The sequence below is a fragment of the Intrasporangium calvum genome, assembly GCF_028446585.1.
Taxonomy (GTDB): Bacteria; Actinomycetota; Actinomycetes; order Actinomycetales; family Dermatophilaceae; genus Intrasporangium; species Intrasporangium calvum_A.
The window spans coordinates 1-22,057 of sequence record NZ_JAPFQL010000057.1 but is presented as its reverse complement, the minus strand read 5'-3'; the positions used below and the strand labels follow the sequence as shown (position 1 = coordinate 22,057).

The following is a 22,057-nucleotide window of genomic DNA, read 5'->3' as shown; positions in this document are numbered from 1 at the left end:
ATGCACGCACCTGTCGCCCTCCTGGTCTCCGCCCTGTGGGCGTTCCTCCACCTCGGGCTGGCCGTCGGGCACCTCCTGGGACTCGGTGTCGCGCCGTGGGTCGACGCCGAGTCCTCAGCGCTCCATGGCCTGGCTCCCGCTGCGGTGGCCCGGCTCGTCGGGGTCCTGGCCGTGCTGGTGCTCGCCGCGCTCGGGGTGGCACTCCCGGGCTCGCCGACCCGGGCTCGCACGGCGAGCTGGGTGCTGCTCGCTGTCGGGGCCCTGACCACCTTGGTGGTCGCGGACGTGCGGTCGTTGACGCTGCTCGGCTATTTGCCCATGGTGGTGCTCGCCCTGCTGGGGGTGGAGCCGTTCGCCAGCCAGGCCGTCGGCATCCCCGGTCCCTCGTTGCTCTCCCTCTCCCACAGTGTCGGGGGCCTCGGCCTGCTCCTGACCGGGCTCGCCATGCACGCCCGGCTCCGGCCCCTGCTTCCCGCTGCCACCCGACGGCTTGGCCGCTGGAGTGTCGGCGTCGCCGTCGCCGTTCCACTCGCCTACGCATCGACCCGCGTCGCGTGGGCCCTGGGCATCCCGTTGGGGATCCGGCGCGAGTTCCTCATCGAGCTCGGCGATGCGAAGTACGCCGGTCTCGGCCTCGGTCTCTTTGCCATCCTCGGGGCCCTGCTCACGCTCGGCCTCGTCCAACGTTGGGGCGAGCGGTTCTGGTCGTGGCTACCTCTGATCGGTGGAAGACCCGTGCCGGTGTCACTCGCCGTGGTGCCCGCGCTCTTCGTCGCCATGAGCGTCGTGTCGGCCGGGATCAGCTTCGCCCGGATCATCCTCGGCGGGAGCCTCGAGCGCCTCCCCGGGGAGCCGGCGGACTGGGGCGCGTGGGCACCGGAGCTGCTGTGGATCCCGTGGGGCATCGCGCTCGGCGTCGCAGCCCTCGCCTATCGGGCCCGTCGGCAGGGCTGGGAGGAACCGCGCATGCGGGACTGAGCTCAGCGGCATACGGCATCGTTGGGCGGAGCCCGGGAGTGCATACGATGGCGCCCATGAACTCCGCCCCGGCAGTGCGCGCACGCCTGCTCGGGACTCCGGAGGACGACCTCCGGCGCGTGCCCCGCAAGAAGCGCCTCGGCACCCTGCTGACGCTCGGCTGGCTCGGTCCCCTGTTCTTCACCGCGGTCGGCGGCTTCATGCGGTTCTGGCACGTCGGCGCGCCGCACCAGCTCATCTTCGACGAGACCTACTACGTCAAGCAGGGCTGGTCCATGGTCCTGTTCGGCTACGAGATGAAGGTCGACCCCGTCCTCGAGCAGGCCAAGCAGGTCGACCAGCACTTCACGGCCAACGACCCGTTCGTGTGGGGCACCGAGGGGGACTTCGTCGTCCACCCGCCCGTCGGCAAGTGGCTCATCGGGCTCGGCGAGATCCCGTTCGGCATCCTCAACTCGCTCGGCTGGCGCTTCGCCGTGGCGCTCGCCGGGACGCTGTCGATCCTGATGCTCGGCCTCATCGCGCGGCGCCTCTTCCGCTCCGACCTGCTCGGGACCGTCGCGGCGGCACTGCTCGCCTTCGAGGGACACCACTTCGTCCACTCCCGCACCGGGCTGCTCGACATCTTCGTCATGTTCTTCGGGCTCGCGGCCTTCGGCGCCCTGCTCATCGACCGCGACCGGGCCCGGGCAGTGCTGGCCGCCCGCGTGGCCGGCGTGCCGCGTGCGTCGCTGTCCCGACTCGGGCCGTGGCTCGGCTGGCGGCCGTGGCGCTGGGTCGCCGGCGTGATGCTGGGGCTCGGGGCCGGCGTCAAGTGGTCCGGGCTGTACTTCATCGTCTTCTTCGGCCTGCTCACCGTCTTCTGGGACCTCGGCGCCCGGCGCGCGGCCGGAGTGCGCGGCTGGGTCGTCGGTGGGCTGCTCAAGGATGGGCCATTCGCGTTCGTGCAGCTCGTCGGCACCGCCCTGGTCACCTACGTCGCGAGCTGGACCGGGTGGATCCTCACCCGCGGCGGCTCGTTCCGCGACTGGGCCGAGACCCGGCCGTCCGGCGGGCTCGGCGGCCTGCTGCCCGACTGGTGGCGGTCGCTGTGGGCCTATCACCAGCAGATGTTCGAGTCGAGTGCGTCGATCAACTCGCCCCACCCCTACCAGACGAGCCCGTGGTCCTGGCTCGTGCAGGGCCGGCCGACGTCCTTCTTCTACGAGGGGCCGGTCAAGGGCTACGACGGCTGCCTCGTCGACCAGTGCAGCAAAGCCATCACCTCGATCGGCACCGTGTCCGTGTGGTGGGGCGGCACCATCGCCATCTTCGTCCTGCTCTTCCGGTGGGCGCTGCGCCGCGACTGGCGGGCCGGGGCGATCCTCTCCGGGATCGCTGCCGGATATCTCCCGTGGTTCCTCCTCGCGGACCGCACGATCTACTCGTTCTACGAGGTGGCGTTCGTGCCGTGGATCGTGCTCGCCTGCGTCTACGTCCTCGGGTTGCTCATGGGTGGTCCCGGCGCGTCCGTGGGGCGGCGGCGGTTCGGGCTGGCTGCGACCGGCCTCTTCGTGCTCGTGACCATCGGCATCTTCGCGTTCTTCCACCCGATCTACGTCGGCGACGTCATCCCGCAGTCCGAGTGGTCACAACGGATGTGGTTCCCCAGCTGGGTGTAGCCAACGCCCGCCCGGATCATGCCAGTTCGGCAACCCCGGGGGTCCCGCTCTGGCCTCAACCCGCGGATGGGCCCGCCGCTGGCCGGCCGGTTTCATGTGGCGGCTCTCGTGGTGTTAGTCTTCCTGTCGCATCAAGGGGCTGTGGCGCAGTTGGTAGCGCGTCTCGTTCGCAATGAGAAGGTCAGGGGTTCGAATCCCCTCAGCTCCACTCTTACGAAACCCCGTCCGACCAGCGCAGACGCGCGACGTCGGGCGGGGTTTCATCGTTCTGACTTCCGACGACGGGGCCGATGTTTGCCCCCTGTTTGCCCCCGACGCGCAGAACCCCTGTTCAGACGGTCCAAACCGGCCTCGTGGGCGGTCGTGCCGAGGTGGTGCAGGTAGACCGTCGTGGCGATCGAGGCATGCCCCATCCACGCCTGGACGGTCACCGGGTCGACTCCCCGAGCCAGCCAGAGACAGGCCGGAGGAAAGCGTCCCGGGGCGTGGTGGGCTTTGAGGTTGGATCCTCGGTGCTCACGCGCCGCTGGTGATTGCGGCGGTGTCAGTATCGCTGGTCTTGTACAGCAGCGCCATGGATGCCTCGGACAGGTAGCGGCGGTCGGCGACCTGCCATTCGTCGTGCGCGTCGGCCAGGACTGCTCCGACGAGGCGGATCACGGCGGCGGCGTTCGGGAAGATCCCCACGACCCGGGCCCTTCTCTTGATCTCTCGGTTCAAGCGTTCAATCGGGTGGTTGGACCAGATCTTGGTCCAGTGGCTACGGGGGAACGCGGTGAACGCGAGGACCTCGGTCTTCACGTCGTCCATCAGCGGCCCGATCTTCGGGAACCGGACGGTCAGCTCGTCACGGACGTGGTCCCACGGGGCCGCGACCGCGTCGGCGTCGGGTTGGGCGAAGATGGTGCGGAACAGTCGGGAAAGATGCAGGTCCGCAGTTGGCTCTCGTACGCCGCCATTCCCATCATCCGACACCCCGCACGCCAAGCCACGGCTCAACGCACGTTCTAGGGTCGGGTGCGCCGCTCATGAGGGAGAGTCTGACCATGCAGCGCCTTCCGGACACTGAGATAGCCAGCCCCGAGGTGTAACTCCGGCCGCGGGCCGCGGCTCCACCTCCGGGGAGGCTCGGAGGTGGAGCATGAACACGTGGACCGTCGACGAGGCGAGCGTGATCCACTCGTGGCGCGGGTTCGAGCTGGATGTTCAGCGCATCGGCATCCTCACCGCGACACGAAGCCCCGCCCGAAGCCGTGCTCAGCCCCCAACGCGACTAGCATGACGACCACGAGGCGCGGCATAGGGCCTGCGCGCGAGAACTTGGGAGCTACAGCATGGCTGAAGACTGGGCAGACGACGTCAAGAAGTACGCAGCCAACGCCGACGACGCTGCAATTGCGGGCCTGCTCAAGAGCTACCAGCTCGTCATGAGCAACGCGGACTCCCGTTACGTGGCGCTCTCCGATCCTGACGAGCGTGCGACCGTCAAGGCCAACTTCCTCAAGAAGAAGCTCGGGCTGACCGAGGGCGACGACGTCCTCGACGCGGCGCTCGATGAAGTTGCCCAGGCTATGCAGGCTGACCGGACCAAGAGCCGTCTCACCGTTTACTACCTGCTCGCCGAGAAGTTCGGGAAGCTCGACGCCCTGAAGTGACCTGCTGAACTGCAAGACACCGGCCCTGGTCTGTACCCAGATCAAGGCGGGCACCCGCCAGCTCGCATCGGCATGCACCTCCGTTGATCTTGATCGGCAGACGACCATCGACACGGTGTGGACGTTCACGAGCACGACGACAAGGCGGCCAAGCACCCCAAGGCCTTCGCAGTGAAAAGGTCAGGGGTTCGAATCCCCTCAGCTCCACCAGCGACGAAAGCCGCCCGGAACGCACCATCGGTCGGGGCGGCTTTCTGCTTGTGCCCCGCTGATCTCGGTCGGTGCGCCTCTCGGGCTACCCCATCACAACGCGACCGGCATAGCAGTCTGGTGGAGCCCACCTTCCCCGAGGAGGGGGACTTCCCGCGAAATCGACATCATCCACACTCCAACGGTGGGCGGCGATGAGGGTGCCGGAGTGTCGCCGTTGGTGGCTGGGCCCGGGGTCATCGAGCTGGGGGCGAGCTCGGGCTGCGACCTGATGAGGGTCAGGTCTGCGTCAGTCCACGTGCCGTCAGCGATCCGGGACAGTGTGACCCGGGTCTAATCTCGAAGCGTCTCGGCGGACGCGCCTGGCGCCGCCAAGCGGTGCGGTGAAGGCGATGATTCCCAGCATCGCCAGGAGGATTCTCTTGCGCAGGTTTCCCCTTCACATGTCCCTTGCGGGGCTGGGTTCCCTGTTGGCCCAGCCCGCCCACCTTCACCGAGCATCCCCTCGGCCGCCACTTGGAACTTCCGGCCTCCTAGGTCTACTGATAAACGTGCACAGGAGGCGGACGCCACAACCCGCCCTTAGAAAGCCCGAGCGGACGCCGCGCCCCCACGCGGGCCTCCTGAGTTTCATGGGACTCTCAGTCATGGTCGGGCTGGCCCAAGCCTTGAACCTCGTGCGAACCCCCGATGACGGGGGACGACTCCTCCTCGTGGTCCTCGCAGGCGTCGGCTTCGTTGTCGCGCTCACGCAGCTGCCGGCGGAGCGAAGGTTGCTCGACCGCCACTGGAGCCGCTCACCCGAGGGGGTCGATCATCGTCATCCCGGTGGGTGTCGCGCGGTCCATGACGGGCAGCAGCCGAGCGGCCTCCTCCAGCCCGACGACCCGCTCGACGAGCGACTCGGGCCGCAGCTCCCCAGAAGCGATGAGAGCCAGCATCGCCGGGTAGTCCACCGCAGCCATCCCGTGCGAGCCGAGCAGGTCGAGCTCCCAGGCGATGACCCGTCCCATCGGCACACGCGGATGACCGTCGACTGCGGGCAGCAGGCCGACCTGGACGTGGCGACCCCGACGCCGCAGCGACAGGATCGCGTTGGCGCACGTCGCCTCGCTGCCGACGGCGTCGACCGCCACATGGCTGCCGCCGGAGGTCACCTCGTGAACCGCAGCCGGCACGTCCGACACGCCGGCCACGACCACCGCGTCCGCGCCCAGCTCTTCAGCTGCAGCCAGCGCCCCTGCGTTGCGGTCCACGGCGACGACCCGCGCGCCCAGGGCCTTGGCGATCATCACCGTGGAGAGGCCGACGCCGCCGGCGCCGACCACGGTCACCCACTCACCTGCCTGCACGGCCGCCCGCCCGGTCAGCGCCCGCCACGCCGTGGCAAACCGGCACCCCAGAGCCGCGGCCGCCTCAAAGGAGACCCCGTCCGGCACCGCGACCAGGTTGGTGTCCGCGGCGTGCAGAGCGACATACTCCGCGAACGACCCCCAGTGCGTGAAACCGGGCTGCTCCTGCGCGGGACAGACCTGCGCCTGTCCGGAGAGGCACCACTCGCACCGGCCGCAGCCCTCGACGAACGGCACGGTCACCCGGTCGCCGACCGACCAGTTCCGCACCCCGCCCCCGACCGCGGACACGACACCGGCCAGCTCGTGCCCCGGCACGTGCGGCAGCGCAATGTCGTCGTGCCCGGCCCAGGCGTGCCAGTCGCTGCGGCACAGCCCGGTGGCGCGGAGCTCGACCACGACCCCGCCCGCCGGCGCCTCAGGCGGGGACACCTCCCGGACCTCGGGGGTCGCACCGATCTCGTCATAGACCACGGCTCGCACGGCTTGCTCCTCTCGTTGCCGACGTCGCTGACGATACGCAGCCGCGTCGGCGCACTAGCCTCGGGATCATGAGGCGGGCCTTCGTCGGTGTGTCGGGGTGGCGCTACCCGCGCTGGCGCGGCGACTTCTACCCCAAGGGTCTGCGCCAGAAGGACGAGCTCACCTACGCGGCCGACCGGATGACCTCGGTCGAGATCAACGGCTCGTTCTACTCGCTGCAACGACCCAGCTCCTACGCGGCGTGGCGCGAGGCCACGCCGGAGGACTTCGTCTTCGCCGTCAAGGGCGGCCGCTACATCACGCATCTCAAGCAGCTGCACGACGTCGAGACCCCGCTCGCCAACTTCTTCGCGTCGGGTGTCCTCGCGCTCGGCGCCAAGCTCGGTCCCGTCCTCTGGCAGCTCCCAGCCCGTATGCCGCTGAGCCCGGACCGCCTCGAACGCTTCCTCGCGTTCCTCCCGCGCTCCCACGCCGACGCGGCCAAGCTCGCAGCGCAGCACGACGACAAGTTGGCCGAGGACCGGGTCGCCACCGAGGCCCTCGTCGACGCCCCGATCCGGCACGCCCTGGAGCCGCGGCACGAGAGCTTCGACACTCCGCAGGCCCGCGCCCTGCTCGCCGAGCACGACATCTGCACCGTCGTGGCCGACAGCGCCGGCACGTGGCCGCGGATGCACGACGCGACGAGCGACTTCCGCTACGTGCGCCTCCACGGTGAGACAGAGCTCTACGCGAGCGGCTATACCGACGACTCCCTCGACCGCTGGGCCGCGCAGGTGCGGCGCTGGCTCGACGGCGGGCACGACACCTACGTCTACTTCGACAACGACGCCAAGGGGCACGCCCCGCACGACGCCGAGCGGCTGCTGGACCGGCTGCTCGACACCGGGCACGACTGACTCGGCCAAGACACCCACCGAGCTTGGCCGCGAGAGCGAGCCCAGCGGCATACCGTGTCCTCGTGACCGACAACGCGATCCCGCCTCGCCCCGCTGACCCGGCCCCAACCTCCCCGGTCCCACCCGCGGTCCGCGCGGCCAGCGAGTGGTCGCTGCGCCTGCTCGTCATCGGGGTGGGGCTCTACGTCGCCACGCTGCTGCTGCGGGAGTTCTCGCAGATCGTCGTCCCGCTCCTCGTGGCGCTGCTGCTCGCGGCGATGCTCGTCCCGATCAGCCGGCGACTCAAGCGGGTCATGCCGGTCGGGCTCGCCGCCGGCAGCACCGTCGTCGGGGTCATCGTCCTCGTCAGCGCACTGTTCACCCTCATCGGGCAGCAGTTCAGCAGCGGGTTCTCCGAGCTGACCGCTCAGCTCGCCGTCGGTCTCGAGCAGATCCGCGACTGGGTGCGCACGACCTTCAGCATCAGCGACTCGGAGTTCGACACGTACTTCGAGAGCTTCCGCGACAGCGTCAGCAGCTCCGGCAACCTCGGCAAGACGGCCGCCGACGTCGGCCTGACCGCGACGCACTTCATCGCCGGCATCTTCATCGCCCTCTTCGCGCTCTTCTTCTTCCTCTACGACGGCCCGCGCATCTGGTCCTGGCTCGTCCGGCTCTTCCCCCGCGTGGCGCGGTCCCGGGTCGACTCGTCCGGGCGGATCGCCTGGGACCAGCTGTCGGCCTTCGTCCGGGCGACGATCATCGTGGCGCTCGTCGACGCGGTCGGCATCGCCCTCGGCGCGACGATCCTCCAGGTGCCGTTCGCCTTCGCCATCGGCGTGCTCGTCTTCCTCTTCGCCTTCATCCCGATCGTCGGCGCCCTCCTGTCGGGCGCGGTCGCGGTCATCCTCGCGCTCGTCGCGCACGGCTTCGGCGTGGCGCTCATCATGCTGGCCGTCGTCATCGGCGTGCAGCAGCTGGAGTCGCACGTCCTGCAGCCGCTGCTGCTCGGCCATGCGGTCAGCGTCCACCCCCTCGCCGTCATCCTGGCGATCGCCGCCGGGTCCACCGTCGCCGGCATCGTCGGGGCGCTCGCGGCGGTGCCGCTGGCCGCCGTCGTCAACGCCGTCGGCAAGCACCTCCTGCTCAAGGAAAGCGAAGCGGAGCTCGAGGAGGAGCTGGAGGAGTCAGCCGAGGAAGGGTCGGCTCCGGCCAAGCCCTAGGCGGCCCTACTGGCTGACGGCGCGCCGGGCGAAGAGCGCCCGGTCGTCCAGCTCGTCCGCCTCGTCGGCGAACTCCGGGGTGTCGAAGACGTCCGCGGGCACGCCGTCCGCGGTGAACCGCGGCTCCGCCTTGGCCTTCATCGCATACGTCGGCGTCGGCACGGGGACGGGACTCCACGTGCCGGGCGCGGGCGGCTCGGTCGCGACGGGCGCTGCCGGCTCGCTCGCCTGCACGTCGAACACCACGTCGTATGCCGCTGAGCCGGCTTCCGCTGCCACCACGCCGCCCATTGCGGCGGGCTCGGCGACGACCTCGCTGACGGTCACTGCCGCTGCGGCCACGACGGCCCTGGCTGCAGCCGACTGCGCGGCGACGGGCTCGGCCGGGGTGGCCGCCGGCTCCACCGCATAGCGGTGCGGCTCACGGATGACCTGAGTCATGTCGCTCGACAGGACCGGCTCCGGAGCCGGCCGACGCCGGCGGCGCTCCTGACGACTGGCGGCGCGGGCGTGCTCGGCCTGCTCGACGCGCGCCTCGCTGCGCAGCCAGACGAGCACGGCCACGAACGTGAGGATGGCGACGGGCACGGGCAGCCAGCTGAGCACGCCGAGGACGGCGAGCGTCACCGAGACGGGGATCCACAGCAGGGAGACGAGGAGCACGGCGGCACGCACTCGACGCTGGACATGGCTGGCCGGGCGGGCTGCGCTCATGGGTTCCACCTCGTGGTCGGTGCGGGGGTGCCGGGTCGGCTGGCTCTGGAGCCGTGCGGGCTCAGGCTGCGCCGGTGCTGGGGCCTCGAGATCGGAAGGGCGCCGGGCGACGAGCGGAGAGCGACGTCGCGAGACCGCGGCCGGCACCGCGCGCTTCACGTCGACCGTCGTGCGCACGACCCGGGCCGGCGTCACGGACCAGGAGCGCGGGCGGGGCTCGGACAGGTCAGGACCGGGCAGGACGGACCGCTTCTCCAGGACTCGCATCGCCTCGGTGAAGTCGTCGACCGAGCGGGTCGCTGCGGCGTCCTCGCGGCGACGGGACCAGAGCTGGAGCAGCACGGCAGCCCAGATCGCCACGATGACGACGAAGATGAGACTGCTCGCGGGCACGAACCCCACGGTAGGTGTCAGCGTGAGCGAGGGCATGCACATTCAGTGCGTGTCGCGCAAGTGGCGGAAGTTACAAGTGTGACAACCGGGAGAGCAGCGTCTCCCCCTGCAGGTCCTCGACGGTGACGGCGAAACTGAGGTGGTCCCGCCATGCTCCATCGATGTGCAGGTAGCGCTCACGCACCCCCTCCTCGCGCAGCCGAAGCCGCCGCACCAACGCGAGGGAGCGGGCGTTGTCGAGCCGGATGTTGACCTCCACCCGGTGCAGACCTGCTGGCCCGAGCGCGTGGTCGAGGGCGAGGGCCAGCGCTCTGGTGGCGATGCCCTGGCCTGACGCCGACTCCGCCAGCCAGTAGCCGGCCGCCGCGGACTGCTGGGCTGCCCGCGCCACGCCGAAAAGGTGCACCTGGCCGACGATCCGACCGTCGACCTCGATGCACCAGGGCATGGCGCGGTCCGCCGCCGCCTCGCGGTCGAGGTCCGCCACGAACTGCCGATAGGACGTAGGTGGCCTGGTGCGGGCCCCCGGCGGCAGCGTCGGCTCCCAGGGGCGGACGTGGTCGGCGTTCTCACGCCGGAGGTGGTGCCACTCCTCCTCATCGTCGACCCGCAGCGGGCGCAGGACCACGGCAGGCTCCGCCGAGCGGTCCCGCAGCACGACCGGCCACGGCGCGAGCTGGGGCGTGCGGCGCCACGGTGCCCTCATTGGTCGCTCCCCTCAGTGGTCTCCGCCGGGCAGCTGCTGGAGCACGTGCCCCATGATCCCCTCGAGCACGTCGAGCCCGTCGTTGACGCCACCCCGCGAGCCTGGCAGGTTGACGACCAGGGTTGGCCCGGCGATGCCGACGAGCCCTCTCGACAGCATGGCGGTGGGCACGCCCTTGGCCACCCCCGCGGCCCGCATCCCCTCGGCGATGCCGGGAACGAGCCGGTCGAGCAGGGGCCGCGTCTGCTCCGGAGTGACGTCAGTGGGCGTCAGTCCCGTGCCACCGGTCGTGATGACGACGTCCGGCTCCGACGCGAGGACGTCACGCAGCGCGAGACCGAACTCGTCACCGTCCGGGACGACGATCGGCTCGCCGGCGCTGAAGCCCCACGTGCGGACCCGCTCGACGATGACTGGCCCGGACCGGTCCGGATAGACCCCCGCGGCGGCGCGCGTCGATGACGTGATCACGACGGCCCTCCTGCCGGCCCCCACCAGCTCACCCTCGGTGGCCTCACTCATGCCAGTCACCCGATCGTCCTCCTGACTTTGCTGTGACCCGGACGTCCGTGATGCGTCCGTGCTTGTCGACGGCCTTGACCATGTCGATGAGCGCGAGCGCCGCAACGCTCACGGCGGTCAGGGCCTCCATCTCGATGCCGGTCCGGTCGGCCGTGCGGACCGTCGCGACGAGGTCGACCCCGTCGTCGGCGACGGTGAGGTCGACCTCGACGCCGTGCACCGCGATGGGGTGCGCGAGCGGGATGAGCTCGGGCGTGCGCTTGACCGCCTGAATGCCGGCGATGCGCGCCACGGCGAGGGCGTCTCCCTTGGGCACGGCACCGGAGCGCAGGGCGTCGATGGCGGCCGCGCTGAGCAGGACTCGGCCCCTGGCCGTCGCCTCCCGTGCCGTGACGGCCTTGGCCGAGACGTCGACCATGTGCGCGGTGCCGTCAGCTCGCACGTGGGTCAGTGCGGCAGCCGGGGTGCCGGGGCGGTCGTCGGCGTCAGGGGTCTCGTCAGGCACCCGGTCATCATGTCACCGCGCGCGGGCTCGGTCCGACGTCCCCCGTGCTGCCGGACCCGCCCGCCGCTCCCCCCGCCGCTCCAGTGCGGCTCCCGTGCGGCTCCCGCCGAGGAGTGCGCACTTCTTGCTCCGGTGCACTCGCCCCGCAGCGGTGCGCCGTGCACCACGCACCCCTGCGGCTCTCCGTGCCTGAGACCAGAAGTGCGCACTTCTGGATCGCCGCGTGACAGGGGCGGGAGGGCTGGGAGGCACGTCCGAGCGGGTGGAGCTCAGCGGCATACGGGAAGGAGTGTTCAGTCGTCGAGGACGATGACGTCGACGGCCTCGCCAGCCACGAGGTCGACGGTGTCCTCCGGGACGACGAAGAGGGCGTTGGCGCGAGACAGGTCGGCGACGAAGTGCGAGCCCTGCCCGGCGACGGGCGTGCACATGAGCGCCCCCTCCGAGTTGCGCCTGACGACGGCGCGACCGAACTGACGTCGCCCCTCGAAGGACCGCAGCCCTGCCGTGAGCGTCGCCGAGCGGATCCGGCGCTTCTCCGGGGTGCGGCGCATCAGCCGGCGCAGCGCGGGCCGCACGAAGACCTCGAAGGAGACGAACGACGACACGGGGTTGCCTGGCAGCGCGAAGAGCGGGACCCGGCGTCCGTCCGGGGCAGCGAGGTAGCCGAAGCCCTGCGGCTTGCCCGGCTGCATGGCGACCCTGACGAAGTCGACGCCCTGGTCGGCGAGTGCGCTCTTGACGACGTCGTAGGCCCCCATCGACACGCCGCCGCTCGTCACGACGACGTCGGCGGTGGCGAGGACCTCGTCCAGCGCGGAGAGCAGCTCGGCGTCGGTGTCCCCCACGGCCGCGCGGATCTCGGCCGACGCGCCCGCCGAGACGGCAGCCGCCCACAGCATCGGCGAGTTGGAGTCGTGGATCTGGCCCGGGCCCAGGGGCTCCCCCGGCGGGACGAGCTCGGCGCCCGTGGACAGGACGACGACGTGCGGACGACGGTGCACCTCCACCGACGCGTGACCGCAGGCGGCGAGCAGGGCGATGGTGCGCGGCCCGATGACGTCACCGGCCGACACGATCACCGCGCCCTCGGAGACGTCCTCCCCGCTGGGCCGGATGTAGCGACCCTGCGGGACAGCCGCGCGGCAGAGGACCTCACCCTCGGCTGCACCGTCCGTGTCCTCGACGGCGATCACCGCATCGGCCCCCGACGGGATCGGGGCACCGGTCATGATGCGGGCCGCCTCGCCTGGCCCGACGGTGCAGGTGGGCGCGGTGCCGGCGGCGACCTCGCCGACGAGCCGCAGCCGCACGGGCGTCGTGTCGGCGCCCTGGAGGGAGGCGGCCTGGACGGCATAACCGTCCATCGACGAGTTGTCGAAGGACGGCAGGCTGACCCGCGACCGCACCCCCTTGGCGACGACGAGCCCGAGGGCCTCGGTGAGCGGCACGCTCGCGGAGGGCGCCGGCTCGAGGGTCGAGAGGATCGCTCGGAGGTGCTCGTCGACGGTCCGGAGGCCGTCCCCCTTGGCGCGGGACGGACGCGTGTCCGCCGTCGCCTCGACCGGCCCCTCGAGCACCGCGTTGTCGTGCACGCGGCGCAGGCCGTCGACAAGGACGTCGCCGACGCAGCGGACGTTGCGGCCGAAGACGGGGTCACCGATGACCCGCAGGCTGGTGCACTCGAGCATCGACGGGACGCCGTGGGGGAACCGCTGCTCGAAGCCCTGGACGAGCCGGTAGGCGGAGTCGAGGTCGACGAACGGCTCGGGCCCCTCGCCGACCGCGACGAGGTGGTGCCGCTCGTCCAGGACGAAGTAGTCGGAGCGGACCACGAGCAGGTCGTTGGTCGTCTTCACGGGCCGGAACCGCGTGCGCGGCACGAGCAGGGCCTCGGACCCCTCGAACACCTCGATCGCGGCACCCATCGCCGACTCGAGCTGCACCACCTCGGGCGAGGTCGGGTCCGCCGGGTCGACGGTCTTGCGGTTGATGATGATGGGCAGGCCGAGGACGCCGTTGCGCTCAGCCATCCGGTCGCGCAGGACGGCCAGGTCGACCCAGATGTTGTTGGCGTTGAAGGTGTGGTGCCGACGGATGTCGGCGAAGAACCGCTCCTCCCCCTCGGCGACCATGGCCGTGTCCCGCAGGATCAGCCGGCCGTCGGACTTGCGGCGCGCGAGGTGGCCGCCCTTGCGGTCGCTCTTGGTCCGGTCGCAGACCTCCGCGACGAACGGCAGGCCGTGCTCGACCATCCAGGCCGCGACCTCAGGGTCACAGGTAGCCCCGAGGTTGTCGGAGTTGGAGATGAACGCATAGCGGATCCCCTTGTCCAGCAGGCTGTCCAGCACCCCGGACGTGACGAGGGAGACATAGATGTCGCCGTGGCCGGGCGGGCACCACTCGAGCTCGGGGTCCTGTGGCCAGTCGACCGGGGTGAGCGAGTCGGCGAGGAGCTTCGGCTCGGCGCTCTGGATGAAGTCGAGCGGGAGCCCGTCGACCGGGAGCGTGGGGTACTTCGCGAGGATCTCGAGGGACTGCTCCGAGGTCCGGAACGAGTTCATCAGGATGAGCGGCAGCTCGACGTCCCACTCCTCGCGGAGCGCGAGCACCTGCCGGGCGATGATGTCGAGGAAGGTCAGGCCGTCCTTGACCTCCAGCGCCGACTTGGCACCGCTCATCCCCATGCTCGTCCCGAGCCCGCCGTTGAGCTTGATGACCGCCGTCTGGCTCAGGGCCAGCCTGGCGTCCTCGTCGGAGAAGCGGACCTCACCCAGCGCCTGGATGTCGCGCAGCGGCTCGATCGTGTCCTCGGGGACGGTGCCCTGGGCGCCCTCCTCGAGCTGTCGGTAGTAGTGCTCGAAGACCGTGATGGCCTCAGGTCCGATGCCTCGGTCCCGCATCCGCTCGACGGCTCGCGCCATCCCCTGGTGACTCATGGGGTCACCTTACGATGGACCGCATGCGCGCCCGGGAGCAGCACGAGAGGAGCGGCAATGGCCGTTGAGCAGACACCCGACGAGCCGGTCGCCACGAAACGCGAGATCCGGCAGGCCGCCCGACGCCGGAGGTCGACGCTGGCCCGGGACACCGACGCAGAAGCAGCCGGTGAGGCGATCGCTGACGCGGTGCTGCGCTTCGTGCCCGAAAGCGCCGACGATCCCCTGCGGATCGCCGTCTACGAGTCGCTCCCCGACGAGCCGCCGACCGGACCGCTGATCGCCGCCCTCCTGGCGGCCGGTCACGAGGTCATCGTGCCCATCGTCCTCGACGACTTCTCGCTCCAGTGGACGTATGCCGCTGAGGGCACCGTCGGCGACCACGCGACGGTCGCGCGCCTCCCGAAGGATGCGCCTCCTTCCGCGGACGGCCGGCCCTGGCTGGGGGTGGACGCGCTCGCCACGTGCGATCTCGTGGTGACGCCGGGGCTGTCCGTCGACCGGCACGGTGCTCGGTTGGGCCAGGGCGGCGGCTGCTACGACCGGGCCCTGCGGCACCGCGACCCGGCGGCGCCCGTGATCACGCTGCTGCACGAGGGCGAGCAGAGTGAGGCGGACCTGCCCCGCGAGTCGCACGATGCGCTCGTCGACGGGTATGTCACGACGAGCGGCCGGGTCGTGCGGACCGCGGCTGCCGGAGGGCCGGGGGCGGGTCAGCCGGTCGGCTGACCCGGCGGCACGAGGGTCAGGTCGTTCTCTGCTGCCGAGGCAGCCGCCTCGAGCGTGAAGGGCCACGGGAACTGCTCGTTGGCGGCCCAGGCGTCGATCTGGTCGGCGTAGTGCGGGTTGTAGGCGTGGCCGGACTGGCCCGTCGCGTTGACCCAGAGGGACCGGTCGAGGTCGGCGAGGTCGACCACCATCCGCATCGACGGCCCTGCCGTCACCTCGTAGCCGGAGCTCGAGGCGTCCCAGCTCGTGGCGTTGACGATGCCGTTGCCGCCGCCGAGCTCGATCCCGCCGCGGTTGAAGATGTCGCGGACGAACTCCGGGGCCGACTCGGTGCCAAGCACCCGGTGCTCGAGGTTGAGCTGGTGCAGCCGCCCCCAGCGCCAGGTCGCGGGCACCTTGCCGAGCTTGCGGGCGAGGTCGAGGCGCGCGTCGACGAGCGCCCGCTTGAGGATCTCGCCCGAGCCCTCGGTGACACCCGGGGTGGTCTTGTCGTCCCACCAGGCGTTCTTGGGGTCCTTGAGCAACTGCTCGAGGACGAGCATCCACCGGCTGCCCCCGGAGGCCGCCATGTCCGGCGGGAGCTCGTCGAAGGTGTATTCGAGGAGGTGCTTCCACACGGCGTTGTAGTAGGCGGCCGACGCCGAGTCGCGGGTCTTGTCCGCCGGCTGGCTCCCGTCCCAGTCGCGCAGGAGCAGCTGGGCCTGGGCGGTGAAGTCGTCCACCTCGACGCCGAGCAGGTGCTCGACCAGCACCGGGGCGAAGGTGTTGCGGCTGTCGCCCTGGATCTGGCTCATCCGCTCCGGTGACACCTTCGCGGACCCGGCGAGCAGGGTGCGGATCCGCTCGGCGCGGAAGCCGTAGTCCCACACGGCCGTGAGGAACGGCCGCTGGCTCGACGTCACGGCCTGGTTCGCCGTGACGATGAAGCCCTCCGTGGGGTCGAGGACGTAGGGCAGGTCGTCGAACTCCACGAAGCCGCGCCAGTCCCACTGGCTGTCCCAGCCCGGGGCCGGCCACGAGCCGGGCACCGCACCCGGGGTGGCCGAGCGCCGGATCGGGAAGAGGCCGGGGGTCTGGTAGCCGATGTGCCCGTCGGTGTCGGCATAGACGAGGTTCTGGGCGGGGACCGCGAAGAGCGATGCGGCATCCCGGAAGTCGTCCCATCCGGTGGCCGTGTTGAGCGCGAAGATCGCGTCGGCGGTCCGGGTCGGCGTCAGGGCCGTCCACGCGAGGGAGACGGCGTAGCGGTTGGACTGGGCCACGCCGCGCACCGCGGTCTGGTCCCCGCTCTCGGCGATGGCCGGCACTGCGTCCGACAGGACCGGGCCGTGCACGGTGCTGCGCACCACGATCTCGACATCGGTGCCCCCGGCGACCTTGATCGTCTCGCGGCGGGTCTCGAGCGGCACCTGGCTGCCGTCGCGCAGGTAGGTCTCACCGCTGACCTGCTCGAGGTAGAAGTCGGTCACGTCGGCACCGAGGTTGGTGAAGCCCCAGGCCACCTTGGCGTTGTGGCCGATGACGACGCCCGGCAGGCCGGAGAAGGAGAACCCCGAGACCTGGAAGGGGCACTCCGCCGAGACAGTGCGGCACTGGAGGTTGACCTGGGTCCAGACGCTCGGGATGCCGAGGGCCAGATGCGGGTCGTTGGCCAGCAACGGCTTGCCCGTCGTCGTGCGGTCACCCGCGACGACCCAGGAGTTCGACCCGACACCGTCGCCCTCGCCGATGAGCGTGGGGATCGCCGCGACGGCTGCCGCGGCGGCCTCGAAGGCGCTCTGGCCCTCCTTGAGGAGGGACGTGGGGACGGCGGAGGCGGCCTGCTGCGCGTCCGCCGCACGCGGGCGCCAGTCCTCCTCGGAGAGGATCGGCTGGTTGCGGTCGAACGGATAGGGCGGGTAGAGCAGCTCGATCTGCTTCTGCGACGTGCGCCCGCCGCGGGAGAGCCGCGCGCGGGCCAGCTCGTCCTCGTAGTCCGCCTTGAGGTCCCAGGCCATGGCCTTGAGCCACGCGAGCGAGTCGACCGGCGTCCACGGCTCGACCCGGTAGCCGGGGACGCTCCAGTCGAGCACCTGGTACTCGAGCGCGAGGTCGGCGGGTGACTCCGCCTGCCTGATGTAGGCGTTGACGCCATCTGCGTACGCCTGGAGGTACTGACGCGTCTCCGGGGCCAGGCGCGGCAGCTCCTGCTCGGCGACGCGCCGCCAGCCCATCGTCCGGATGACGCGGTCGGTCTCGATGCCCCCCTCGCCGACGAGCTCGGACAGCCGGCCCGCCGTGATGTGGCGACGAAGGTCCATCTCGAAGAAACGGTCCTGGGCGCTGACGTAGCCCTGCGCCCGGAAGAGGTCGTTGGCCGTGTCCGCGACGATGGTCGGCACGCCCCGCGCGTCGCGCGAGACCGTCACCCGCCCCGTCAGTCCCTCGACCTCCAGCTCCCCCGTCGTCTCGGGAAAGGGCCGACGCACGGTGGAGACAGCGAGAATCGTGAGCGCCACCAGCGCGACGACGACCAGGACGACGACCGACAGGACGATTCGGCGGGCGAGGTGAGCTCGGGGCACGCCAAGAGCCTAGGCCACCCGGCGGAGAGCTGTGGGACGCGTGGAGGGCCACGCCCGGACGCGAGCGAGCCCAGCGGCATACGAATGGTTTGATGGGGGTCACCGCCACCCTGAGGAGCCGCCGTGGTCGCGCTCACGTCCGTCACCTCGTCGGGGATGACCCTCGACGACCTGACGCGCGTGCTGCTCATCGGCTCCGTCGTCCTGCTCGTCGCCGTCGCCGCCGTGCGACTCTCCGTGGCATCGGGGATGCCGTCGCTGCTCATCTATCTCGGCATCGGTCTCGCGCTCGGCAATGCCGGAGCCGGCATCGAGTTCTCCGACGCGTCCACGACCCGGGTCCTCGGCTACGCCGCCCTCGTCCTCATCCTCGCCGAGGGTGGGCTGACGACGAAGTGGAGCAACATCCGCCGCTCGGTCGCGCCCGCTGCGCTCCTGTCGACCGTCGGCGTCGTCGTGTCCGTGCTCGTCGTCGCCGCGGTCGCGCACACCCTGCTCGACCTGTCGTGGACGATCTCCCTGCTCCTCGGCGCCGTCCTGGCGTCCACCGATGCGGCTGCCGTCTTCGCCGTGCTGCGCAACGTGCCGATCCCCCGCCGGCTGAGCGGCATGCTCGAGGCCGAGGCCGGCTTCAACGACGCACCGGTCGTGCTTCTCGTCGTGGCCCTCTCCGCGCAGGGCCTGCCCGGCGCCGAGCCGCGGCCGTGGTGGGAGCTGCTCGGCGCCGTGCTCGCCGAGCTGGCCGGAGGCGCCGTGGTCGGCCTGGCCGTCGGCTACCTCGGCGGGGTGGCCCTGCGACGCGTCGCCGGCGGGTCGTCCGCGCTGTTCTCGATCGGGGTCGTCACCCTCACCGTGCTCGCATACGCCGCGGGGGCCGCCGTTCACGTGTCCGGCTTCCTCGCGACCTACTTGGCTGCGCTCGTCCTCGGCAACATGGGGCTGCCCAACCGCACCTCGTTCCAGAGCTTCGCGACCGCCCTCGGCTGGATCGCCCAGATCGGCCTGTTCGTCCTGCTCGGGCTGCTCGCCGACCCGTTGCGCCTCGACGAACAGCTCGGCAACGCCGTCGTCATCGGCCTCGTCCTGCTCGTGCTCGCCCGACCGCTGTCGGTGCTCGCGTCGACCGTGTGGTTCCGGATGCCGTGGCGGGACATGGCGTTCCTGTCCTGGGCCGGGCTGCGCGGCGCCGTGCCCGTTGTCCTCGCCACCGTTCCCCTCGTCGCGGGCACGCCGAACACCGGCTGGATGTTCGACCTCGTCTTCGTCCTCGTTGTCGTCTTCACCATCGTGCAGGCGCCGCCCCTGCCCTGGGTCGCGCGGCGCCTCGGCCTCACCGAGCCGGTGCACTCGATCGACGTCGCCCTGGAGAGCACCCCCCTCGTCGAGATCGGCGCCGACGTGCTCACCGTCAATGTCGGCGACGAGTCCAGGCTGCACGGCGTCGCCATCTTCGAGCTGCGGCTGCCCAAGGGGGCCATGGTCACCCTCGTCGTGCGGGGCGGCGAGAGCTTCGTGCCCGAGCAGCACACGACGGTCCGGCACGGCGACCAGCTCCTCGTCGTCACCCCGTCGAGCGCCCGCCAGGCAACGGAGCAGCGGATCAGGGCTCTGAGCCGCGAAGGGCGCCTCGCCGGTTGGGGAAACAGTGCCTCCGAACGCGCCCGTAGACTTGGTGGGAACCCCCGACGTCTGACCTGAGGTATCCCGTGCCCACCTACACATACGCCTGCACCGAGTGCGGGCACGCCTTCGACATCCGGCAGTCGTTCACCGACGACCCGCTCACCGACTGCCCAGAGTGCGCCGAGGGCCGGCTCCGCAAGGTGATCCACCCGGTCGGCATCGCATTCAAGGGGTCCGGCTTCTACAAGACCGACTCACGTGCGAGTGGCAGCGGGTCGAGTGCGTCCGCGGCGAAGAGCACGGACGCCAAGAGCGGGGACACGAAGCCGGCCCAGGCCACGACCACCGAAGGCACGAGCACCGCCGCGAAGCCGGCCGCCTCAGGGGGGTCCGCGGGGTCCGCGGGGTCCGGTGCGGCGGCCGCCTCCACCCCCTCCTGACGGGAGTCGATGTGATCGATCGAGGTGTGCCTCGATCGATCACATCGAATCGGCGAAGGGGTCACTGTCGTCCACATCCCCTTGCCGGATGCTGTCGTCGTCCCCAACCTCTGGGTCGGGCCCGGTGGTGACCCGCTGCGGACCTAGGCTGCGGACATGACCTCGCAGACCGCCCTCACGCCGTCAGACGTCGCCGCCGAGATCGGAGTCATCGGCGGCTCCGGGCTCTACGACTTCCTCGACGACTACGAAACGGTGACCGTCACCACCCCGTTCGGCCCGCCCAGCGACCCCCTCGTCGTCGGCGAGGTCGAGGGTCGCACTGTCGCGTTCCTCGCGCGGCACGGCACCGACCATCGCTACCAGCCCCACCGCGTCAACTACCGCGCCAACCTCTGGGCGCTACGAGCCGTCGGCGTGCGCCAGATCCTCTCGCCCTGCGCGGTCGGGTCGCTGCGGCCGGAGTACGGCCCGGGCACCATCGTCGTCCCGGACCAGGTCGTCGACCGGACGTGGGGACGGCAGCACACCATCTATGAGGGGGAGGGCGAGGTCGTGCACGTCGGGTTCGCCGACCCCTACTGCCCCAACGGGCGACAGGTCGCCGTCGACGCCGCGCGCGTGTCCGCGCTCGAGGTGGTCGCCGGCGGGACCCTCGTCGTCATCAACGGGCCGCGATTCTCCTCGCGCGCCGAGTCCCTCATGCACCAGCAGCTGGGCTGGGACATCGTCGGCATGACGACGATGCCGGAGGCCGCGATCGCCCGTGAGCTCGCGCTCTGCTTCACGACCGTGGCCATGGTCACCGACCTCGACGCCGGCGTGGATGGTGGCGAGTCGGTCACCCACGAGGAGGTGATGCGCGTGTTCGCCAAGAACGTCGAGAGCCTCAAGAGCGTGCTGCGGGACGCCATCGGGCAGCTGCCCGCCCATGAGGACGACGCGACGGCCACCTGCGACTGCCGGCGCGCCCTCGACGGCATCGCGCTCCCCTTCCCCCTCCCCTGATGCGGCTGCTTCCCGTTCTCGGTCGAGCCCGGCCGAGTGCGCTGCGGGCTGCCCCGAGCGGTGCTGCGCTCAGGCGGGCGCGCCCCGGATCTCGGCTGCAACGCACCCGGCGCGCCCGGTTGCGCCGGTGGGTCGCCGCCGGTCTCGTCGGCCTCGCCGTCGCCGTCGGTCTCTCCGCTGTGCGGCCGAGAGGCCCTGTCGAGCCGGGCCTGGCCACGGTCGTGGCGTCCCGGGCCATCGCGGCGGGCGCGGTCATCACGCCTGCCGATGTCCGGGTCGAGATCCGGCGCTCGGACCAACGCCCCGAGTCCGCTGCCGCCGACCTCGGGGCAGTCGTGGGGCGCCGGACCGCGGCCCCGATCGAGTCCAGAGGAGTGATCACCGACGAGCGCCTCTCCGGCGCTGGACTGCTTGCCGGCCGGGCAGACGGCCGCGTCGCCATGACGGTGCCGGTCATGGCGATCGCGCTGTCCGGAGTCATGGCTGGTGGTCGGGTCGACCTGTATGCCACCGGCACCGGTGAGCAGGTCGTGTCCGGCGCCCCGGTGCTGGCGGTCCTGGGCGGGCCGGCCGGCAGTTCGGCTGCCTCCGGTTCAGGGGTGGCGACCGGAGGTGGCGGCGAGGCGACAGCAGATGGGCCGGTCGGCGCCCCGCTCGACTGGGACCAGAACGGCGAGCCGGGCGTCACCGTCGCCGTCTCAGCGGCCGAGGCGAGGTTGATCGCGACCCACCTCAGCGCCCTCAGTGCCGGGGAGAGCTTCGTCCTCGCCCTACAGCCGAACTCCTGATCCCACCGTCCGGACGCCAATCGAATGAAGATTGGACAAACGGACGAATCCGAGGACGCGCCTGCCCCAGTTCCCGAGCAGTCCTCGCTAGGTTGGCGAGTCGACAGGCCTCCAGCCGGAGGTCCCGAACAACTGAAGGGACTGCCCATGGTCAAGGGCTTCAAGGACTTCCTCATGCGGGGCAACGTCGTCGACCTCGCGGTCGCGGTCGTCATCGGCACCGCCTTCGCCGCGGTCGTGACGGCGTTCGTGACGATCATCATGGATCTCATCGGCTGGTTCGGCGGCACCCCGGACTTCTCGGCCTGGAAGCCCGGCGGCGTCAGCGTTGGTGCTTTCCTCACGGCACTGATCAGCTTCGTCATCGTGGCGTTCGCCGTCTACGTCATGGTCGTCGTGCCGATGAACAAGCTGGCCGAGCGCCGCAAGCGCGGCGAGGAGCCGGAGCCCGAGGCGCCGTCGGAGGAGGTCATCCTCCTCACCGAGATCCGCGACGCCCTGCGCGTCCGCTGATCCCAGGCTGCTGAGCGAGCGCTGCAGCACAGCGCCCTGAGCGCAGCACCATCGAGAGCAGCTCGTCCGCCCGGGCCGGTGTCCGGAGCGGACGAGCTGCTCTTTCGGTGTGGAAGCCGAGACCAGCGGGCCCCGGAGGGTCCGCGGTATCGGCGGCGCGACTTTCCCGCCTG

At 71.0% G+C, this 22,057-nt stretch carries 18 protein-coding genes, 1 tRNA gene and 1 pseudogene; 12 read left to right on the top strand and 8 right to left on the bottom strand.

Annotated elements, in window-relative coordinates; all coding sequences use genetic code 11:
- The 3 genes from OO014_RS13160 (at nucleotide 1) to OO014_RS13150 (ending at nucleotide 2,847) form a co-directional block, all read left to right on the top strand.
- On the top strand, nucleotides 1–978 hold the full coding sequence (locus tag OO014_RS13160) for a hypothetical protein (protein ID WP_272462780.1): 978 nt from the start codon (nucleotides 1–3) through the stop codon (nucleotides 976–978).
- A 56-nt stretch (nucleotides 979–1,034) separates the two neighbouring features.
- Entirely contained in the window at nucleotides 1,035–2,639 is a 1,605-nt protein-coding gene (locus tag OO014_RS13155; RefSeq protein ID WP_272462779.1) for a dolichyl-phosphate-mannose--protein mannosyltransferase, read from the top strand.
- 135 nt (nucleotides 2,640–2,774) lie between these two features.
- A tRNA-Ala gene (locus OO014_RS13150) sits at nucleotides 2,775–2,847 on the top strand.
- A 308-nt stretch (nucleotides 2,848–3,155) separates the two neighbouring features.
- On the opposite strand, the pseudogene OO014_RS13145 reads toward OO014_RS13150, so the two are convergent.
- Nucleotides 3,156–3,548, bottom strand: a pseudogene (locus OO014_RS13145) (transposase); the annotation flags it as partial.
- A 425-nt stretch (nucleotides 3,549–3,973) separates the two neighbouring features.
- On the opposite strand from OO014_RS13145, the gene OO014_RS13140 reads away from it, so the two are divergent.
- On the top strand, nucleotides 3,974–4,294 hold the full coding sequence (locus tag OO014_RS13140; RefSeq protein ID WP_272462778.1) for a DUF2853 family protein: 321 nt from the start codon (nucleotides 3,974–3,976) through the stop codon (nucleotides 4,292–4,294).
- Nucleotides 4,295–5,301: 1,007 nt separating this feature from the next.
- Here the strand turns inward: OO014_RS13140 and OO014_RS13135 are convergent.
- Nucleotides 5,302–6,339, bottom strand: coding sequence for an alcohol dehydrogenase catalytic domain-containing protein (locus OO014_RS13135; protein ID WP_272462777.1), 1,038 nt, complete (start codon nucleotides 6,337–6,339; stop codon nucleotides 5,302–5,304).
- A gap of 68 nt (nucleotides 6,340–6,407) precedes the next feature.
- On the opposite strand from OO014_RS13135, the gene OO014_RS13130 reads away from it, so the two are divergent.
- Nucleotides 6,408–7,238, top strand: a complete 831-nt coding sequence (locus OO014_RS13130) for a DUF72 domain-containing protein (protein ID WP_272462776.1) — start codon at nucleotides 6,408–6,410, stop codon at nucleotides 7,236–7,238.
- A gap of 62 nt (nucleotides 7,239–7,300) precedes the next feature.
- Nucleotides 7,301–8,440: an AI-2E family transporter gene (locus OO014_RS13125; RefSeq protein ID WP_272462775.1), complete on the top strand. Its 1,140-nt coding sequence runs from the start codon at nucleotides 7,301–7,303 to the stop codon at nucleotides 8,438–8,440.
- A gap of 6 nt (nucleotides 8,441–8,446) precedes the next feature.
- Here OO014_RS13125 and OO014_RS13120 read toward each other — a convergent pair whose 3' ends face one another.
- The 5 genes from OO014_RS13120 to glp form a co-directional block, all read right to left on the bottom strand.
- Nucleotides 8,447–9,547: a hypothetical protein gene (locus OO014_RS13120; RefSeq protein ID WP_272462774.1), complete on the bottom strand. Its 1,101-nt coding sequence runs from the start codon at nucleotides 9,545–9,547 to the stop codon at nucleotides 8,447–8,449.
- A 70-nt stretch (nucleotides 9,548–9,617) separates the two neighbouring features.
- Nucleotides 9,618–10,253 carry a GNAT family N-acetyltransferase gene (locus OO014_RS13115; protein ID WP_272462773.1) on the bottom strand — a complete coding sequence of 212 codons (636 nt, stop codon included), beginning with the start codon at nucleotides 10,251–10,253 and terminating at the stop codon, nucleotides 9,618–9,620.
- A gap of 12 nt (nucleotides 10,254–10,265) precedes the next feature.
- Nucleotides 10,266–10,775 (bottom strand): MogA/MoaB family molybdenum cofactor biosynthesis protein, encoded by a 510-nt coding sequence (locus tag OO014_RS13110; RefSeq protein WP_272462772.1) that lies wholly within the window; start codon nucleotides 10,773–10,775, stop codon nucleotides 10,266–10,268.
- Nucleotides 10,768–11,193: a cyclic pyranopterin monophosphate synthase MoaC gene (gene moaC, locus OO014_RS13105; protein WP_272462809.1), complete on the bottom strand. Its 426-nt coding sequence runs from the start codon at nucleotides 11,191–11,193 to the stop codon at nucleotides 10,768–10,770. The genes OO014_RS13110 and moaC overlap by 8 nt, the downstream gene beginning before the upstream one ends.
- Nucleotides 11,194–11,573: 380 nt before the next feature.
- Nucleotides 11,574–14,219 carry a gephyrin-like molybdotransferase Glp gene (glp, locus tag OO014_RS13100; protein WP_272462771.1) on the bottom strand — a complete coding sequence of 882 codons (2,646 nt, stop codon included), beginning with the start codon at nucleotides 14,217–14,219 and terminating at the stop codon, nucleotides 11,574–11,576.
- Nucleotides 14,220–14,276: 57 nt separating this feature from the next.
- Between glp and OO014_RS13095 the strand changes: the two genes are divergently transcribed.
- Nucleotides 14,277–14,948, top strand: a complete 672-nt coding sequence (locus OO014_RS13095; RefSeq protein ID WP_272462770.1) for a 5-formyltetrahydrofolate cyclo-ligase — start codon at nucleotides 14,277–14,279, stop codon at nucleotides 14,946–14,948.
- Here OO014_RS13095 and OO014_RS13090 read toward each other — a convergent pair.
- Nucleotides 14,933–17,512, bottom strand: coding sequence for a penicillin acylase family protein (locus tag OO014_RS13090; protein WP_272462769.1), 2,580 nt, complete (start codon nucleotides 17,510–17,512; stop codon nucleotides 14,933–14,935). The two genes, OO014_RS13095 and OO014_RS13090, sit on opposite strands and share 16 nt — an antisense overlap.
- A gap of 123 nt (nucleotides 17,513–17,635) precedes the next feature.
- Between OO014_RS13090 and OO014_RS13085 the strand changes: the two genes are divergently transcribed.
- The 5 genes from OO014_RS13085 (at nucleotide 17,636) to mscL (ending at nucleotide 21,884) form a co-directional block, all read left to right on the top strand.
- On the top strand, nucleotides 17,636–19,210 hold the full coding sequence (locus tag OO014_RS13085; RefSeq protein ID WP_272462768.1) for a potassium/proton antiporter: 1,575 nt from the start codon (nucleotides 17,636–17,638) through the stop codon (nucleotides 19,208–19,210).
- Between the two features lie 8 nt (nucleotides 19,211–19,218).
- A complete protein-coding gene (locus OO014_RS13080; RefSeq protein WP_272462767.1) occupies nucleotides 19,219–19,575 on the top strand; it encodes an FmdB family zinc ribbon protein in 357 nt (118 codons plus the stop codon).
- Nucleotides 19,576–19,731: 156 nt separating this feature from the next.
- Nucleotides 19,732–20,583, top strand: coding sequence for an S-methyl-5'-thioadenosine phosphorylase (locus OO014_RS13075; protein ID WP_272462766.1), 852 nt, complete (start codon nucleotides 19,732–19,734; stop codon nucleotides 20,581–20,583).
- A complete protein-coding gene (locus OO014_RS13070) occupies nucleotides 20,583–21,371 on the top strand; it encodes an SAF domain-containing protein (RefSeq protein WP_272462765.1) in 789 nt (262 codons plus the stop codon). The genes OO014_RS13075 and OO014_RS13070 overlap by 1 nt, the downstream gene beginning before the upstream one ends.
- A 147-nt stretch (nucleotides 21,372–21,518) precedes the next feature.
- The gene (gene mscL / locus OO014_RS13065; RefSeq protein WP_272462764.1) at nucleotides 21,519–21,884 is read left to right on the top strand and encodes a large conductance mechanosensitive channel protein MscL; all 366 of its coding nucleotides are present in this window, start codon (nucleotides 21,519–21,521) and stop codon (nucleotides 21,882–21,884) included.
- The last annotated feature ends 173 nt before the right edge of the window (nucleotides 21,885–22,057 follow it).